This is a genomic window from Teichococcus vastitatis, from assembly GCF_003604215.1.
GTDB lineage: Bacteria > Pseudomonadota > Alphaproteobacteria > Acetobacterales > Acetobacteraceae > Pseudoroseomonas > Pseudoroseomonas vastitatis.
This window is the reverse complement of sequence record NZ_QXGS01000001.1, coordinates 147,576-164,120: the sequence shown is the minus strand read 5'-3', so window position 1 is coordinate 164,120 and position 16,545 is coordinate 147,576. Positions and strand designations below refer to the sequence as shown.

Here is a 16,545-nt window from a genome sequence, read left to right as displayed (position 1 = left end):
TTTTTTGCAGTGCACCGTATTCTTCTCGAAGTTGTGAGGAGCTGGGTTGATGAGCGTGACAGGACACCCCACTATCGTCCCGGTTGTATTGTGTGGGGGCACAGGAAGCCGCCTGTGGCCGCTGTCGCGTGAGGGCTTCCCGAAGCAGTTCTGGCCCTTGCTGTCCAAGAACAGCATGTTGCAGGACACTGTGAACCGCGCGCGTGGGCCGTTCTTCAAGAGCCCGGTGGTGGTCTGCAACGAGGCGCATCGCTTCCTGGTGGCCGAGCAGCTGCGCGACGCCGGCATCCAGGAACCGAAGATCGTGCTGGAGCCGGTGGCCCGCAACAGCGCCCCGGCCATCGCCGCGGCCGCGTTGCTGGCGCATGAGGCCGATCCGCAGGCGGTGCTGTGGCTGATGGCCGCTGATGCCGCGATCACCGATGCCGAGGCGCTGCACCTGGCGCTCGACAAGGCGGCCGCGGCTGCCCGGGCCGGCCGCGTCGTTGCCTTCGGCATGAAGCCGACGGCACCCGAGACCGGCTATGGCTATATCGAGGCAGGGGCGGCCCTGCCAGGCCTGGATGGCGTGTCCGCCATCGCCAGCTTCGTCGAGAAGCCCGATCTGGCGACGGCCAAGCTCTACCTGGAGGGCGGCCGCCATCTGTGGAACTCCGGCATGTTCGTGGCCACCGCCGCCACCATGCTCACGGAACTCGAGCGGCTGGCGCCGGAGGTGCTGACCGCGGTGCGCGCGGCGGTGCAGGGCGCCACCCGCGACCTCGACTTCGTCCGCCTCGATGCGGCAGCCTTCGCCGGCGCGCCGGATATTTCCATCGACTACGCGGTGATGGAGAAGACCACGCAGAGCGCGGTGGTGCCGGCCTCGCTCGGCTGGTCCGATGTTGGTTCCTGGGCGGCGCTCTGGGAAGTGGCCCCCAAGGACGCGGCGGGCAACGTGGCCGAAGGCAAGGTCGAGCTGTACGACGCCCGCAACTGCTATGTCCGCTCCGAGGGCATGCTGACCGGCGTGGTCGGGCTGAAGGACGCGGTGATCGTGGTTACCGACGACGCCGTGCTGGCGATGCATCGCGACCGGGCGCAGGACGTCAAGAAGCTGCTGGAGCAGCTCAAGGCGAACGGCCACAAGGAGGCCACCGAGCATCGTCGCATGTACCGCCCCTGGGGCCACTACGAAGGGCTGATCAAGGGCGACCGCTTCCAGGTGAAGAAGATCTCGGTGAAGCCGGGCGCCAAGCTGTCGCTGCAGAAGCACTTTCACCGGGCCGAGCACTGGGTGGTGGTGGCCGGAACCGCCATCGTGGAGCGCGATGCCGAGCGCATCATGCTGCGGGAGAACGAGTCGATCTATCTGCCGCTCGGCTGCGTCCACCGGATGGAGAATCCGGGCATGATCCCGCTGACGCTGATCGAGGTGCAGTCCGGCTCCTATCTCGGCGAGGACGACATCGTCCGCTTCGAGGACACCTACGGCCGCGCCTGATGCGCCGGGGCAGGGCCGGCGCCACCGCGGCGCCGCCCCGCTGAAGCAGGATCCGGGCGCGGCCGCACCTTCCTAATGAAGGGTTCAGCCTAGCGGGGCTACAGGACCCGCGAGCCAGATCGCCGCGCTGGAGGTCGCCGCCCCCGCCGCCATGGCCCGCACCGCGGCCGGCTCATGGCCCTCCCGGCGCAGCGCCGCCAGGGTCGGCGCCTTGTCGCGCTTGGACAGGCGCTTGCCGTCAGCCCCGAGCAGTAATCCATGGTGCCGGTAGCGGGGCGCCGGCCAGCCCAGCAGCGCTTGCAGCAGGCGATGCAGATCAGTTGCGGGACGCAGATCCAGCGCGCGGGTCACTAGGGTGACGCCCTGCGCCGCGTCGTCATGCGTGACGCACAGGTGGTAGGAAGCGGGAATATCCTTTCGCGCCAGCACCACATCGCCGAACCGGGAGGGATGGCAGCGGATGCGGCCCTCGCCCATCTCGAGAAACCCCAAGGGGGCAGGGGCGTGCCGCAGCGCCGCCGCCATGTCGAGCCGCAGCGCGTAGGGCGCGCCGGCCATGATCCGGTCCGATCGCTCGGCCGGTGACAGCCGCCGGCAAGTGCCAGGATACAGCACGCCGTCGGGGCCGTGCGGCGCATGTCCGATCGCCACGACCTCGCGCAGGATATCGGCGCGGGTGCAGAAGCAGGGATACAGCAGGCCCATGCCGGTCAGCCGGTCCAGCGCCGCGCGATAGCCGGGCAGGTGGCGCGATTGCACCCGCACCGGCCCGTCCCAATCGAGGCCGAGCCAGCGAAGATCGTTCAGGATGCCGTCGGTGAACTCCTCCCGGCATCGCACCGGGTCGATGTCCTCGATGCGCAGCAGGAAGCGGCCGCCGGACTCGCGCGCCGCCCGCCAGCCGATCAGCGCGCTGTGCGCATGGCCCAGATGCAGCCCGCCAGTAGGGCTGGGCGCGAAGCGGGTGACGATGGTGCGCGGGGTTGCGGGCATGGCTTCCGGCGCGTAGCGGAGGAGCAGGCCGGCGATCAAGCCGGGTGGCGGAACAGGAGAGGTGGCATGGCCGCATTGGAAGGGCCGCGCTGGGGTCCGAAGCATGGCGGGGCGCCGAAGCTGCTGGTGGTGCTGCTGCATGGCTACGGCGCCGATGGCAATGACCTGATCGACCTGGCGCCGCATTGGGCGCAGGCGGTACCGGAGGCCCTCTTCGTGTCGCCGCACGCGCCGCTCCCCTGCGAGGCGGGGCCATATGGCCGGCAATGGTTCTCCCTGCAGGACCGCAGCCCTGCCATGCTGCTGGCCGGCGCGCAAACGGCCCGGCCTCTGCTGGACACCTTCATCGCCGCCGAGTGCAGGGCCGCCGGCCTGCCGGAAACCCATGTGGTGCTGATGGGCTTCAGCCAGGGTGCCATGATGGCGCTGTTCACCGGCCTGCGGCGGCAAACGGCGCCGGCCGCCATTCTGGCCTATTCCGGCCGGCTGATCGGGCCGGACCTGCTGGGCGGCGAGATCGCCGGGCGCCCGCCGGTGTTGATCGTGCATGGCGAGGCCGACCAGGTCGTGCCGGCGGAAGCGAGCCGCGCCGCCGAAGCCGCGCTGCGCGAGGCCGGGGTGCCGGTCGAGTCGCTCTACGCGCCGGGGCTGGCGCACGGCATCGATGATGCCGGGCTCAATGTCGGATCGCTGTTCCTGCAACGCGCCGCATCGACATTGCCAGCCTCAGCGTGACGGCCCTGTGAAACTGTTGCGGGTGGCTGTTGCACCACCCGTTGCGGACTGGCATGAATCCTGTCGCACACCGGCGGCGCCACGACATCTGGGGCCTGCCCGCCCGGTCCGGCCCCAGCGGTTGAGGCGCGGCGCTTGAAAGGAGCGGCGCTTGCCTGACGGGATGTTGATGGGTGGCCAGGCCGGCCCTGCCGGCGGCCATCCGGCTTTGGTGTTGAATGCCGACTTCCGGCCCTTGTCGTATTTTCCGCTGTCGCTCTGGTCCTGGCAGGATGCGGTGAAGGCGGTCTACCTGGATCGGGTGTCCGTGCTGTCGGAATACGACACCGCCGCGCGTTCGCCGCGCCAATCCATTCGCCTGCCCAGCGTGATCGCGCTGAAGGAATTCATTCCGGCGGCGCGCCGTCCGGCCTTCACCCGCTTCAACGTCTTCCTGCGCGACGGCTTCGCCTGCGTGTATTGCGGCGAGCATCATCCGACGCACGACCTGACCTTCGACCATGTGATCCCCCGCTCGCGCGGCGGCCGCACCTCGTGGGACAACGTTGTCACCGCCTGCGGGCCGTGCAACCTGCGCAAGGGCAACCGCCTGCCGCGCGAGATCCGCATGTTTCCGCGCCGCACGCCGCGCCAGCCGACCAGCTGGGAGTTGCAGGACAATGGCCGGTCCTTTCCGCCGAACTACCTGCATGAGAGCTGGCGCGACTACCTGTACTGGGACACCGAACTGGAGAATTAGCGCCGGCGCCGCGCCGCCCACAGCGTGACGCCCGCCAGCCCCACCGCGTAGATCAGGTTCATGGCCGCCATGGAGACGGGCAGGCCAGGGATCAGGAAGGTGGGCTCGTCGCAGGGCTTGTTGGGGCGCACCGACAGGGTCGCCAGCATGTCCTCGATGGATCGGGCCTGCCCGGCATGTGGCGCCGCGCAACCGGGCAGCGGGGAGGGCCACCAGCCGAACTCCACCCCGACATGCACAAGGGCGGCTGCGCCCGAGAACAGGATGGCGAGCGCCGCCAGGGTGAGCATCAGCCGCCGCGGCAGAACCAGGGCAAGCACTGCCAGCACCGCCGCCACCCAGTAGGACGGCCGTTGCCACAGGCAGAGCAGGCAGGGATTGAGGCCGCCCCAGCGTTCCGTGGCCATGGCGAGGAGCGGTGCCGCGGCGGCCAGCAGGGCGATCAGCAACGGCATCGGCAATGTCAGGCGTGGCCCAGCGGCGCGTCGCATTCGTTCAGCATGTGGTCCATGCTGCGCGCCGGCTCGGCGCAGCCGGCCTGCCCGACCACCCGGGCCGGCACCCCGGCGACGGTGGTGCCCGGCGGCACTGCCTTCAGCACCACAGAACCGGCGGCCACACGGGCGCAGGCGCCCACCTCGATATTGCCCAGCACCTTGGCGCCGGCGCCGATCAGCACGCCGTGGCGGATCTTGGGATGGCGGTCGCCGCCCTGCTTTCCGGTGCCGCCCAGGGTGACGCCCTGAAGGATCGACACGTCATCCTCGATCACCGCCGTCTCGCCGACCACCAGCCCGGTGGCATGATCGAGGAAGATGCCGCAGCCCAGCCGCACGGCCGGATGGATGTCCACCGCGAACACTGCCGAGGCGCGGGATTGCAGCCAGAGCGCCATATCCCGCCGTCCGTCCAGCCACAGGCGGTGCGCCAGGCGCTGCGCGGAGATGGCGTGGAAACCCTTGTAGTAGAGCAGCGGCTCCAGCGCCCGGCGCGTCGCCGGATCGCGGTCCAGCACCGCCACGATGTCGCGCCGCATCGCTTCCCGGAGCAGCGGGTCGGCGTCTAGGGCGCGTTCCATGGTTCGGCGGAGCAGCGCGTCGGGAAGGTCGGCATGCTCCAGCCGGGCGGCGATCCGGCCGGCCAGCGCGGATTCCAGCGATGCATGTTGCAGCACCGCGGCGTGGAGGAAGCCGGCCAGCTCGGGCTCGCTCTCGGCGGCAGCCTCGGCCTCGCGCCGCACCCGCGACCAGACCGGGTCCAGCATCTGGCTGGGCTGGTGGCTGGCGCCGGCCGGCTCGGTGGCGGACAGATGCGGCACGGGCTTGTTCATGCGGGCTCCTCGCGGCCGGCGGCCGCGCAGGCCTGTGACCGAAGGGAAAGCTGGCCCCGCCGCCGCCCTGGGTCAAGCATGGTCGCGGCTGGACCGACCGGCGGCACGCGCATACCGTCCCATCGGGAAAAAGAGAGGCCGGCATGAGGGTGATCTGGGGCCGCAGCAACAGCAGCAACGTGATGAAGCTGCTGTGGTTCTGCGAGGAGACGGGCATCGCATTCGAGCGGCGCGATGCCGGCGGTGCCTTCGGCGTGGTCGGCGAGGCACCCTACAAGGCCCACAACCCGATGTCGCTGGTGCCGATGCTGGAGGAGGCCGATGGCTGGACGCTGTGGGAAAGCAACAGCATCCTCCGCTATCTGGCCTCCACCCATCCGCAGGGCACCGCGCTGTGGCCGGTCGAGCCGCGCCGCCGGGCCGGCATCGAACGCTGGATGGACTGGCAACTCGCCCACCTGACCCCACCGATGACGGTGATCTTCTTCACCTATGTCCGCACGCCGGAGGCGGAGCGCGACTGGCCGGCGACGCAGGCAGCACTGGCACGCGCGGCGGCGATGTGGCGGGTGGTGGATGGGCATCTGGCCGGCGGTGACTTTCTGGAAGGCGGGTTCTCGCTCGCCGACATCGCACTCGGCATCTTCGCGCATCGCTGGTTCAACCTGCCCGTGGAACGGCCCGACCTGCCGCGGCTGCGCGGCTGGTATGAGCGGCTGCTGGCCCGCCCTGCCTATGCCCGGCACGTCGCGCTGCCGATGAGCTGAGCCGAACGGGAAGGGGGCGCGGGAGCCCCCTTCCGGCCGGCTCAGTTGAACAGGGTGGACACCGAGCTTTCCTCGGAGATGCGGCGCACCGCCTCGGCCAGCAGCGGCGCGATGGTCAGCTGCCGGATGTTGGAGGAGACGCGCACCGCCTCGGTCGCCTGGATGCTGTCGGTGACCACCATCTGCTCGATGTTGGCGGCGCCGATGCGGGCCACGGCGCCGCCCGAGAACACGCCGTGGGTGACGTAGACGCTGACCGACTTGGCGCCATTCTTGATCAGCGCATCGGCCGCGTTGCAGAGCGTGCCGCCCGAATCCACAATGTCATCCACCAGAATGCAGTCACGGCCTTCCACATCGCCGATCACGTTCATCACCTCCGACACGCCGGCGCGCGGGCGCCGCTTGTCGATGATGGCGAGGTCGGTGTGCAGGCGGGCCGCGATGGCGCGGGCGCGCACCACGCCGCCAACATCGGGGGACACGACCATCAGGTCGCGGCCCTTGTAGCGCTCCAGGATGTCGCGGGCGAACAGCGGCGCGGCATACAGGTTGTCCACGGGGATGTCGAAGAAGCCCTGGATCTGCCCGGCATGCAGGTCGAGCGTGAGGACACGGTCGGCGCCGGCCTCGGTGATCAGGTTGGCCACCAGCTTGGCGCTGATCGGCGTGCGGGGGCCGGACTTCCGATCCTGCCGGGCATAGCCGAAATACGGCACCACGGCGGTGATGCGCCGCGCCGAGCTGCGCTTCAGCGCATCCAGCGTGATCAGCAGCTCCATCAGGTTGTCGTTGGCCGGGTAGGAGGTGCTCTGCACCACGAAAACGTCCTCGCCGCGGATGTTCTCGTGGATCTCCACGAACACTTCCATGTCCGCGAAGCGGCGGATGGAGGCCTGGGTCAGCGGCAGGTTCAGCGCGGCGGCCACCGCCTCGGCGAGCGGGCGGTTGCTGTTGCAGGCGACGATCTTCATGGGGGCGGCATCTCCGGGCAGCGGGACCCGCGAAGGCCCTGGGGGAAGCGCCGGGGGGAAACCCCGGGATTGGTTCGGGCCCGGCGAGGAACGGGCGCGTCGTAACAAGGTGACGGGGTGATGTCCATGACCTGCTGCAGCGACGCAGCAGCCGACCCCGGGGCAAGGTGGCTGTGCGGCCTCAGCGAGCAGCCGGCCGGGCGGGCTCCGGGGGTACGGATCCGGCGGGCGGGGCGCCCTCCGGCGCCTCCGGCGGTGCCTGGGTGGCGTTGTCCAGTACCTGCCTGATGCCGGACGCCGCCTGCTCGGCGGCGACATAGGCGACGTCGCCCCACAGCCCGTTCAGCGTGCCGCGCGGCACCTCGTTCAACTGCACCACCCGGCCCAGCTCGTAGCCGTCCCGGCGCGAGACGATCCATTGCAGCTCGATGCGCTGCTTGTTGTCCGCCACGTTCACCGCGTTGACTACGCCCTGCACGGCGTAGGTGGCGCCGTCGGCGGTGTTCTGCGGCACCAGGCCGAACTTGGTCAGGAACTCGGCCAGGCGGCTGTTCAGGCTGGTATTGCCGTCGCCCGGGGCGCCCCGCACCCCCGCCAGACGTACCTTGAGGGGTCCCTTGCCGGCCAGAGCCGCCGGGTCGCTGGCCTTGCGGCTGGCTTCCACCTGGCCAAGCAGCGTGGCGATGGCCGGGGCATCGCGCGCGGCCACTTCCTTGAGCAGCGGGGGAGCCGCCCCATCCCAGTCGCGCGCCGGCACCGGCCGCCCGGCGGCCTGGCCGAGGGAGGAGCCATCGGCGTCGCGCAAGGCGTAACGCGGCACCACCTGGGCACCCTGCCGGTCAGCTGCCACCTGCAGCGTCCAGTCCAACGGATTGCCTTCCGTGGCGCTGGCCGGCACCTCGGCGGCGACCAGCGCCTCCGCCAGCAGTGCGGCATAGCGAGCGGCGGCCTCGGGCGGCAGGCCTGCGCCATCCGGCACCGGCACGGCGATGCGGTAGGCCGGCGGCACGATCAGCCGGGGGGCGTTGCCGCCGGGATTGCCGGCAAAGGGCCGCAGGTCGGTGCAGCCCGCGGCCAGCAGCAGCAAGGGCAGCAGGAGGGAGAAGCGGCTAAACCAGCGCAAAGCAGGAAACCAGAAGTGTGAGCAGCATCAGGACGACGAACATCACCATGTAGGGCATGGCAGCCTCAGGCGGGGAGGGCGATGGCGGAAAGCTGGTGGCCGATCGGCCCCTCATTGTTCAGGGTGCGGCGGCGATGGCTGAAGAACCGCTCGGCGTCGGCGCAGGTGTCGGCGGCGATCACCCCCACCCTTCCCGTTCCCGCCGCCACCAGCCGGGCCGCGCAATAGCCGGGGAGATCGAACATCCAGCGGCCGGGACGGCGCGAGGCGATCAGGAAGCGTTCGGCCTCGGGGCTCTGCGCCAGCACCGCGTCGCGCAGGTCGGCACCGACCTCGTAGGAATTCTGCCGGATGCAGGGTCCCACCACGGCGGCGATGTCGGTGCGCCGGGCGCCGAGGCGCTCCATGGCCACCAGCGTTGCCTCCAGCATGCCGGCCACGGCGCCGCGCCAGCCGGCATGGGCTGCGCCCACCACCCCGGCCTGGCGATCGGCGAACAGCACGGGCCCGCAATCAGCGGTGACGACGCCGAGCGCCAGGCCCGGCACCCGCGTCACCAGGGCATCGGCCCGGGGGCGGTTCTCATTGGCGATCGGGGCCGTCACCTCGGCCACCTCGATGCCGTGCACCTGATGGGCCCCGGACAGCGCCGAGGCCGGCAGCCCCAACGCCGCCATGGCGCGGCCGCGGTTGGTGGCCACGCGCTCCGGGTCGTCCTTCCCGGACAGGGAGCAGTTCAGCGTGGCGAAGCCGCCGCCGGACACGCCGCCCCGCCGGGTGAAAAAGCCATGCGGCAGGCCGGCAAACGGGTCGGCGGTGATGAATTCGGCGCTCATGAAGGCTGAAACCCGGGCAAAGAGGACAAGGCAGGGTGGCAAAGCGCCAGCGCCTTGAACAGCCGCCCCATGCCTTCGGGCGCGATCAGGCGCTGGGCGGCGGAAAGCTGCCGGCCGGCATGGGCCGGCGCCGCGCCGGCCAGGGCCGCGGCGCGGGTCACCAGCCCGATCGATTGCAGGAACATCCCCTGCGGCAACGGGCCCTGCACGGCGGCGCCGGCGGCGCGCGCGGCCTCCGCCACCGCCTGGAAATCCACATGCGCCGTGATGTCGGCGGTGCCCGGCGCGGCCAGCGGATCGGCGGCACGGTGCACGGACAGCGCCTGCAGGCTATCGCCGAGGCCGCTGCGGGCCGGGCCATAATCCAGGAACAGCGCGGCGCCGCCCTGCGCCGCCAGCCGCGCGCCGAGCATCGCCGCCACGGCGCGACAGGCTTCGCTGACTTCCTGGACCGCGCCTTCGGGCGCGTCGGGGGGCAGCGGCACTCCGGGGCCGACGTCCTGCTCCACAAAGGCGCCCGCCTGCACGAAGCGCTCGCGCCAGCCATCGCCGCGGCGGATAAACTGGCGGATCGGCAGCGCGTCGAGGAACTCGTTACCCAGCACCAGCGCCGGGCCGGCGGGCAGGCTCGACAGCTCGTCGTGCCACATGGGATCGGCTTGGCCGAGGGCGCGGCGCTGGGCCTCCCGCAGCGCCGGGCTTTGTTCCACCAGATGCAGGCGCAGCGCCGCGCGGAAGGCGGGCAGCACGCCGGCCACCGCGCGCAGCGCATCGGCCATCAGCGTGCCGCGCCCGGGGCCGAGTTCCACCAGCAGCACCGGATCGGGGCGTCCCATCTCCTGCCACACCACGGCGGCCCATAGCCCGAGGCACTCGCCGAAGGCCTGGCTGATCTCGGGGGCCGTGATGAAGTCGCCGCGCGCGCCGAACGGGTCGCGGCCGGCGTAATACGCCGCGGCGGCACGGGCCATGAAATGGTCCAGCCGCTCCGGCCGGCCGGCCGTTCCGCCCAGGGGCGTGCCGCCGCTCAAGCGGCGGCCCGCGCCGGCACCGGCCGCGACAGCACCATCAGCAGCAGGCCCGCCAGCACCATCGGGATCGACAGCAGCTGCCCCATGGTGGCGCCGCCCCACAGGAAGCCGAGCTGCGCATCCGGCTGGCGGAAGAACTCGCCGATGATGCGGGCCACGCCGTATCCGGCGAGAAAGGTACCGGCGGTGAAGCCGGGCCGCGCCCGCAGCGCCGGGACACGGACGACCAGCTGCACCAGGAGGAACAGCAGCAGCCCTTCCATCGCCGCCTGGTAGAGCTGGCTCGGGTGGCGCGGCTCTGGCCCGCCATGAGGGAACACCATGGCCCAGGGCAGGTCGGCGGGGCGGCCCCACAGCTCGCCATTGATGAAGTTGGCCAGGCGGCCGAAGAACAGGCCGATCGGCACCACCGCCGTCAGCCGGTCGCCGAAGCGCAGGATGGACAGGCCGTGGCGGCGGCAGAACAGGATGATGGCGGCAATCACCCCCGCCGCACCACCGTGAAAGGACATGCCGCCCCGCCACAGATACAGCGCCTCCCACGGCGCCGACAGGTAGTGGTCTGTTTGATAGAACAGCACGTAGCCGAGCCGACCGCCCAGGATCACGCCCAACACCGCCCAGGTGACGAAATCATCCACCTGGTCCTGCGACGCCGCCACCGGCTCCAGCACCACGAGGCGGCGCATCAGCCGCCAGCCGATCACGATGCCGGCGATGTAGGCCAGGGCATACCAGCGGATGGCGAACGGGCCGATCTGCACCAGCACCGGATCGATCGCGGGAAAGGGGAGAGCGAACAGCATCGGGCGCTCAGCGATACGGGTCGGGCTGGGTGAGGAAATCCTGCACGTAGCGGCGGACACCCTCCTCGAGCGGGGTCGACTGGCCCTCATAGCCTGCGCCGCGCAGGCGATCCATGCGCGCCTGGGTGAAGTACTGATATTTGCCTTGCAGATCCGCCGGCATCTCGATGAAGGCGATGTCGGCCGGCTTGTCCAGCGCCGCATAGATGGCACGGGTCAGGTCGAGAAAAGAGCGCGCCGTGCCGGTGCCGACGTTGAACAGGCCGGAGGTGCCGGGATGGTCCAGCAGCCACAGCATCACCGACACGCAATCATCCACATGCACGAAGTCGCGCAGCTGCTCGCCATCGGCGATGTTGTCGCGGTCCGAGCGGAACAGGGTCGCCGGCGCGCCGGTCATGATCTGGCGGAACTTGTGCAGCACCACGCTCGCCATGCGGCCCTTGTGGAATTCATTGGGGCCGTAGACGTTGAAGAACTTCAGCCCGGCCCATTGCGGCGGCGCGGCGTGGCCGCGCGCCAGCAGGTCGGCGATGCGGCGGTCGGTGGCGTGCTTCGACCAGCCATACAGGTTGAGCGGGCGCAGCCTGGCCAGGAAATCCGGCGCCGCATCATCCTCGAAGCCGTGCCCGCCATCACCATAGGTGGCGGCGGAGGACGCGTAGATCAGGCGCACCCCGTGCTCGGCGCACCAGCTCCAGAGCTGCAGGGTGAGGGACAGGTTGTTGTCCGCCACGAGGTCGCCATCGGTGACGGTGGTGTCGCTGACCGCGCCGAGATGGAAGATCGCCTCGGGCTTCGGCGACTCGGCCAGCCAGGACCACAGGCGCTCCGGCGGCAGGATGCCGGCGATGTTGTGGTGGGCGATGTTGCGCCATTTCTCGCGCCCCGGGTCGCCCGCCCGTAGCCGGTCGCAGACCAGCACCTCGGCGCCGCGCTCGCAAAGCGCCGCAACAAGGTTGGAGCCGATGAAACCGGCACCGCCCGTGACCAGATACATGAGCGCGAGACCTCCAACCGCTGCGAGGCGGAACACCGCCTGGGCGACATCCCCTGTGGCCGGATCGCCGTCCGCCGGCCGGGCCGGGTATAGGCGCCGTGCCGGCCGCGGGGCAAGTTGGAGGCGGATCAAGGCAACGCGGCACAGGCGCCGCCAGAGGAGTACCCGACGCATGAACACCGGTTCCGACACAGGCACAGGGGGCGGCCCCGGCCGCCGCGGCCGCTTTTTTGACGATCTCGCCGGCATGGCCGGCGGCGCCTTCTCCGTCGCGGCCGGCCTGCGCGCCGAGGTGGAGTCCATGGCCCGCTCCCAGCTGGAGGTGCTGGTGCAGCGGCTCGACCTGGTGAAGCGCGAGGACCTCGACGCGGCGCTGGAAGTGGCGCGGCGGGCGCGGGAGGAAAGCTCGGCCCTGGCGCAGCGGGTCGCGGCGCTGGAGGCGAAGCTCGGCGGTGCCGCCGGGCCGAAGGTGGAGCCGATGGCGGCGGGCGCGCCGCCGGTGGTGGAGCCGGACACCTCCGGGACCTCCACGCCGAAGCCCGGCCCATTGCCGGAACAGGATATCGGCTGACGCGAGACGGGCGGGGACCATAGCCCCCGCCCGATTAGTCAGTAGCGGTAGTAATAACGTGGCGGCGGCGGGCGGTAGAAGTGCGGCGGCGGCGCGTAATAGGCTCGTGGCGGCGGCCGGTAATAGCCCCGCGGCGGCGGCGCGTAATAGGCCCGCGGCGGCGGCCGGTAGTAGCGGCGTGGCGGCGGATAATAGCCCCGGCCCCATCCGGGCGGCGGGCCGCGGCGCCATCCATCCCGCACCAGAACGATCTCGTCGGCCTTGGCAGGGGTGGAAAGGGTCGCGGCGGTGCCCAGCACCAGGCCGGCGGCGGCCAGCCCGATCGTGGCCAGTTGACGCAAGCGGCGCATGGCTTCGGTCCTCCTCGTCATGCCCTCCATATGGTGAGCGGCTCGGGGCAGAACCGTGGCGGCGGCGCGGCGCGGAGGTGGCCGCGGCAACACGAGCGCGTGTTGCCGCGGCGCAACCTCCGCCCGTGGTCAGCCGCCGAAGACGCGGGCGAAGATGGTGTCCACGTGCCGGAAGTCGCGGCGGGGATCGATGGCGGCATTCAGCGCGGCGGCGTCCAGCTTGCCAGCCACCTCCTCATCCGCCAGCAGGTTGTCGCGGAAGCTCTGGCCGCCCGGCTCTGCCAGCTTCGTCCAGGTGGCCATGGCGGCCCGCTGCACGGCCTTGTAGGCGCCCTCCCGCGACAGCCCGGCCTGGGTCAGGGCCAGCAGCACCTTCTGGCTGTGCACCACGCCGCCCAGGCTTTCCAGGTTGGCCACCATTCGGTCCGGATACACCGTCAGCTTGTCCATCATGCCGGTGAGGCGGGCGAGGGCGAAGTCCAGGGTGATAGTAGCGTCGGGGCCGACGAAGCGTTCCACGGAGGAATGGCTGATGTCCCGCTCGTGCCACAGCGCCACGTTCTCCAGCGCCGGGGTGGCATAGCCGCGCACCACGCGCGCCAGGCCGGTCAGGTTCTCGCTCAGCACCGGGTTGCGCTTGTGCGGCATGGCCGAGGATCCCTTCTGGCCGGGGTGGAAGAACTCCTCCGCTTCCCGCACCTCGGATCGCTGCAGGTGGCGCACCTCGGTGGCCAGCCGCTCGATCGCCGAGGCGGTGACGGCCAGGGCGCAGAAGAAGGCGGCGTGGCGGTCGCGCGGGATCACCTGGGTCGACACCGGCTCCACCTGGAGGCCGAGCCTGGCGGCGACGAATTCCTCCACCTTCGGATCCACGCTGGCAAAGGTGCCGACCGGGCCGGAGATGGCGCAGGTCGCGACCTCGGCCCGCGCCGCGACGATGCGCGCGCGGCAGCGGGCGAACTCGGCATAATGCCCGGCGAGCTTCAGGCCGAAGGTGGTGGGCTCGGCATGGATGCCGTGGGAGCGGCCCACGGTGGGGGTGAATTTGTGCTCCTCGGCACGGCGGCGCAACGCGGCCAGCAGCAGGTCCAGATCGGCCAGCAGCAGGTCGGCGGCGCGCACCAGCTGCACCGACAGGCAGGTGTCCAGCACGTCGGACGAGGTCATGCCCTGGTGCATGAAGCGGGCGCTGTCGCCGATTCCTTCGGCCATCCAGGTCAGGAAGGCGATCACGTCGTGCCGGGTTTCGCGCTCGATCTCGTCGATCCGGGCGATGTCGGCGGCCGAGATCGCGTCGGCGCGTGGTTGGCCCTTCTCCCGGATGATGCGGGCATCCTCCGCGGGGATGGTGCCGAGCTGCCCCATCGCCTCGGCCGCCAGCGCCTCGATCTCGAACCAGATGCGGTAGCGGGACTCGGGCGACCAGATGGCGGTCATCTCGGGGCGGGCGTAGCGCGGGACCATGGGCGGATTCCTGCCTGGGAAGGAGAATGGCGGCCAACCGGGGACGAGCCGATGGAAACAGTGACGGGGCCGGGGAATGGCCATCTTCACCGCCTCCGTCAACCGCGTCGCGGCCTGTTCCGGGCGGCGAGCGAACATGAAGGAATGTTTAGAAAAGGGACATGAAGGTTGTGCAATGCACAGGAGGGCTCTAAGCGCGAGCAACTGTTGATGGGAACGGGAACAGGTTCATGGATTTGGCCGCCTTCATGCCTGAGCTGATCGCGCTTGGGCAGGTTCTGCTGATCGACCTCGTGCTGGCCGGCGACAACGCCATTGTGGTCGGCATGGCGGCGGCCGGCCTGCCTGCGGAGCAGCGCCGCAAGGCGATCTTCTGGGGCATCGTCGCCGCCACCGTCATGCGCATCGGCTTCGCCGCCATCACCACCCAGTTGCTGGCGATCGTCGGCCTGACGCTGGCCGGCGGCGTGCTGCTGCTCTGGGTCTGCTATAAGATGTTCCGCGAGTTGCAGCGGGGCCACCAGCCGGAGGTCACCGAGGCCGAGCTGGAAGCGCAGCAGGCCAGCGGCACCGGCGAGCGCAAAACCCTGCGCAGCGCCATCATCCAGATCCTGGTGGCCGATGTGTCCATGAGCCTGGACAACGTGCTGGCGGTGGCCGGCGCGGCCAAGGAGCACCTGTGGGTCCTGGTGGTGGGTCTTGGCATCTCCGTGGTGCTGATGGGCGTTGCCGCCACCTTCATCGCCAAGCTGCTGGAGAAGCATCGCTGGATCGCCTGGGTCGGCCTGCTGGTGATCCTGTACGTCGCGGTGGAGATGATCTGGCACGGCGGCGGAGAGGTGCTGCCCTACGTCACCGGCAACGGATCGGCCACGCCGACGCCCTGAACCGGCTTCATGGTTCGAGACCCGGGCCGCTTCCGCAAGGAAGCGGCCCGTTTAGTTTGCGGCCCGGTTAAGCCCCTGTCATTTCAGGGGACTGTGCCTTCCCGATCCATTTTCCCTCCACTAGCGTGCCGGCTTTTGGAGCGGGGCGCAGCGTTCGGCGCCCCGCAGGCTCGGGAAAGAAGCAGGTTCCATGGAAGCGTTCACCAGCATGTTGCCGGCGTTGGCCGAGATCATGTGGCTCAACATCATCCTGTCCGGCGACAATGCGGTGGTGATCGGGCTGGCGGCGGCGGGCCTGCCGGCGCATCAGCGCGGCAAGGCAGTGATGTTCGGCGTAGTCGCCGCCGCCGTGCTGCGCATCGTGTTCTCGGTGTTCGCCAGCATGCTGCTGGCCTTGTGGTGGATCGACCTGCTGGGGGGTCTGGCGCTGCTCTACATCGCCTGGAGCTTCTTCAGCGAGTTGCGGCACGGCGGCAGCGATCAGGCGGATGGAGGTGCGGCGCCGGCCGAAAAGACGCTGGTGCAGGCCTTGTGGCAGATCGTGCTGGCCGACGTCTCGATGAGCCTGGACAACGTGCTGGCCGTGGCGGCCGTGGCCCGGGCCAACCTGCCGCTGCTGATCGTCGGACTGGTGGTTTCCATCCTGATGATGGGCCTGCTGGGCGGTTTGCTGGCCAAGCTGCTGGATCGGTACAGGTTCATCGCCTACATCGGCGTGGCGCTCATCACCTATGTGGGGCTGGAGCTGTTGTGGGAAGGATTGATCATGGCGAACACGGTGCTGGGCCTTGGGCTCGGCTTGCCCGAGGCGAGCCATTGAGGTTGCGCGGCCTGGCCGCCGCCGGGCTGCTGGCTGGAACCCTGGGCGCCTGCGTCGCGCCCGGTTCGCAGGATGACGCCGCGCTGCGCCCATCGCTGGACCAGGTGGTGGGGCGGTTGCCGGTGGAGGCCGCCGGCTTCACCCGCGGCATGACCGCCGACATGGAGGCCAGCCAGCCAGGCCAGGGACGTGCCGTGGACTACGCGACCGCCGCGCGTGACGGCGTGGCGGCGCGGGCGGCGATCGCCTCGGTGATGGTGTATGATCACGGCGTCCCGCCGCTGCCCTCCGATACGCCGGATGCCGTCGTTCTGGCCAAGCTGGGGGAAGGCGTGGCCGAGGCGCTGAGCCCGGCGCCGGGGCGCAGCATGACGGAGCGGGAGCGGCATGCCCTGCCGGTGGCCGGTGGCGGGCCGCTGCAATGTGCCGTGCTGGGTGGCAGCTACGGCCGCACGGCGATGTGGCAGCAGGTTTGCGTCGGTGTTGCCGGCGGCCGCTTCCTGAAGGTGTTCGTGGCGGTGCCGGAGCGGCAGCGCAGCCTGCTCAACCTGGATGCCGATGGCTTCGCCCGCGGCATCGCACTGGCCACGCGCGGTGTGCCGGCGGCAGGCGACGCGGCGCGCTGACGCGGTGGCG

The 16,545-nt window shown here is 70.5% G+C and carries 19 protein-coding genes; 8 read left to right on the top strand and 11 right to left on the bottom strand.

All coding sequences use genetic code 11. The features are described 5' to 3' along the window. Positions 1 to 49 precede the first annotated feature (49 nt). Positions 50 to 1,483 carry a mannose-1-phosphate guanylyltransferase/mannose-6-phosphate isomerase gene (locus D2K64_RS00780; RefSeq protein WP_120005691.1) on the top strand — a complete coding sequence of 478 codons (1,434 nt, stop codon included), beginning with the start codon at positions 50 to 52 and terminating at the stop codon, positions 1,481 to 1,483. A gap of 84 nt (positions 1,484 to 1,567) precedes the next feature. On the opposite strand, the gene gluQRS is transcribed toward D2K64_RS00780, so the two are convergent. After that, on the bottom strand, positions 1,568 to 2,476 hold the full coding sequence (gluQRS, locus tag D2K64_RS00775; protein WP_120006709.1) for a tRNA glutamyl-Q(34) synthetase GluQRS: 909 nt from the start codon (positions 2,474 to 2,476) through the stop codon (positions 1,568 to 1,570). 66 nt (positions 2,477 to 2,542) lie between these two features. Between gluQRS and D2K64_RS00770 the strand changes: the two genes are divergently transcribed. Both D2K64_RS00770 and D2K64_RS00765 read left to right on the top strand, forming a co-directional pair. Then, on the top strand, positions 2,543 to 3,211 hold the full coding sequence (locus D2K64_RS00770; RefSeq protein ID WP_120005689.1) for an alpha/beta hydrolase: 669 nt from the start codon (positions 2,543 to 2,545) through the stop codon (positions 3,209 to 3,211). A gap of 169 nt (positions 3,212 to 3,380) precedes the next feature. Then, positions 3,381 to 3,950, top strand: a complete 570-nt coding sequence (locus tag D2K64_RS00765) for an HNH endonuclease (RefSeq protein ID WP_120006707.1) — start codon at positions 3,381 to 3,383, stop codon at positions 3,948 to 3,950. On the opposite strand, the gene D2K64_RS00760 is transcribed toward D2K64_RS00765, so the two are convergent. Further along, the gene (locus D2K64_RS00760; protein WP_120006705.1) at positions 3,947 to 4,405 is read right to left on the bottom strand and encodes a disulfide bond formation protein B; all 459 of its coding nucleotides are present in this window, start codon (positions 4,403 to 4,405) and stop codon (positions 3,947 to 3,949) included. The two genes, D2K64_RS00765 and D2K64_RS00760, sit on opposite strands and share 4 nt — an antisense overlap. An 8-nt stretch (positions 4,406 to 4,413) precedes the next feature. Then, positions 4,414 to 5,280, bottom strand: coding sequence for a serine O-acetyltransferase (gene cysE, locus D2K64_RS00755; RefSeq protein WP_120005687.1), 867 nt, complete (start codon positions 5,278 to 5,280; stop codon positions 4,414 to 4,416). 143 nt (positions 5,281 to 5,423) lie between these two features. On the opposite strand from cysE, the gene D2K64_RS00750 reads away from it, so the two are divergent. Next, positions 5,424 to 6,047, top strand: a complete 624-nt coding sequence (locus D2K64_RS00750) for a glutathione S-transferase family protein (RefSeq protein ID WP_120005685.1) — start codon at positions 5,424 to 5,426, stop codon at positions 6,045 to 6,047. Between the two features lie 41 nt (positions 6,048 to 6,088). On the opposite strand, the gene D2K64_RS00745 is transcribed toward D2K64_RS00750, so the two are convergent. The 6 genes from D2K64_RS00745 to rfaD all read right to left on the bottom strand — a co-directional run bounded on the left by D2K64_RS00745 (position 6,089) and on the right by rfaD (position 11,817). Continuing rightward, the gene (locus D2K64_RS00745) at positions 6,089 to 7,021 is read right to left on the bottom strand and encodes a ribose-phosphate pyrophosphokinase (RefSeq protein ID WP_120005683.1); all 933 of its coding nucleotides are present in this window, start codon (positions 7,019 to 7,021) and stop codon (positions 6,089 to 6,091) included. Positions 7,022 to 7,202: 181 nt separating this feature from the next. Next, the gene (locus tag D2K64_RS00740) at positions 7,203 to 8,144 is read right to left on the bottom strand and encodes a hypothetical protein (RefSeq protein ID WP_120005681.1); all 942 of its coding nucleotides are present in this window, start codon (positions 8,142 to 8,144) and stop codon (positions 7,203 to 7,205) included. Between the two features lie 65 nt (positions 8,145 to 8,209). Next, positions 8,210 to 8,980 (bottom strand): peptidoglycan editing factor PgeF, encoded by a 771-nt coding sequence (pgeF, locus tag D2K64_RS00735; protein WP_120005679.1) that lies wholly within the window; start codon positions 8,978 to 8,980, stop codon positions 8,210 to 8,212. Then, positions 8,977 to 9,951: a class I SAM-dependent methyltransferase gene (locus tag D2K64_RS00730; protein WP_120006703.1), complete on the bottom strand. Its 975-nt coding sequence runs from the start codon at positions 9,949 to 9,951 to the stop codon at positions 8,977 to 8,979. Before D2K64_RS00730 ends, pgeF begins: the two co-directional genes overlap by 4 nt. Positions 9,952 to 10,007: 56 nt before the next feature. Further along, the gene (lgt, locus tag D2K64_RS00725) at positions 10,008 to 10,817 is read right to left on the bottom strand and encodes a prolipoprotein diacylglyceryl transferase (RefSeq protein ID WP_120005677.1); all 810 of its coding nucleotides are present in this window, start codon (positions 10,815 to 10,817) and stop codon (positions 10,008 to 10,010) included. Between the two features lie 7 nt (positions 10,818 to 10,824). Continuing rightward, a complete protein-coding gene (gene rfaD, locus D2K64_RS00720) occupies positions 10,825 to 11,817 on the bottom strand; it encodes an ADP-glyceromanno-heptose 6-epimerase (RefSeq protein WP_120005675.1) in 993 nt (330 codons plus the stop codon). 172 nt (positions 11,818 to 11,989) lie between these two features. Here rfaD and D2K64_RS00715 point away from each other — a divergent pair, with 172 nt between their 5' ends. Continuing rightward, a complete protein-coding gene (locus tag D2K64_RS00715; RefSeq protein ID WP_120005673.1) occupies positions 11,990 to 12,388 on the top strand; it encodes an accessory factor UbiK family protein in 399 nt (132 codons plus the stop codon). Positions 12,389 to 12,426: 38 nt separating this feature from the next. Here D2K64_RS00715 and D2K64_RS00710 read toward each other — a convergent pair whose 3' ends face one another. Both D2K64_RS00710 and purB read right to left on the bottom strand, forming a co-directional pair. Further along, positions 12,427 to 12,738: a hypothetical protein gene (locus D2K64_RS00710; RefSeq protein ID WP_120005671.1), complete on the bottom strand. Its 312-nt coding sequence runs from the start codon at positions 12,736 to 12,738 to the stop codon at positions 12,427 to 12,429. Between the two features lie 129 nt (positions 12,739 to 12,867). Continuing rightward, positions 12,868 to 14,202 (bottom strand): adenylosuccinate lyase, encoded by a 1,335-nt coding sequence (purB, locus tag D2K64_RS00705; protein ID WP_120005669.1) that lies wholly within the window; start codon positions 14,200 to 14,202, stop codon positions 12,868 to 12,870. Between the two features lie 230 nt (positions 14,203 to 14,432). Between purB and D2K64_RS00700 the strand changes: the two genes are divergently transcribed. The 3 genes from D2K64_RS00700 to D2K64_RS00690 all read left to right on the top strand — a co-directional run bounded on the left by D2K64_RS00700 (position 14,433) and on the right by D2K64_RS00690 (position 16,535). Further along, entirely contained in the window at positions 14,433 to 15,089 is a 657-nt protein-coding gene (locus D2K64_RS00700; RefSeq protein WP_120005667.1) for a TerC family protein, read from the top strand. 190 nt (positions 15,090 to 15,279) lie between these two features. Continuing rightward, positions 15,280 to 15,909: a YjbE family putative metal transport protein gene (locus D2K64_RS00695; RefSeq protein WP_120005665.1), complete on the top strand. Its 630-nt coding sequence runs from the start codon at positions 15,280 to 15,282 to the stop codon at positions 15,907 to 15,909. Further along, entirely contained in the window at positions 15,906 to 16,535 is a 630-nt protein-coding gene (locus D2K64_RS00690; protein WP_157985676.1) for a hypothetical protein, read from the top strand. The genes D2K64_RS00695 and D2K64_RS00690 overlap by 4 nt, the downstream gene beginning before the upstream one ends. Positions 16,536 to 16,545: the final 10 nt, after the last annotated feature.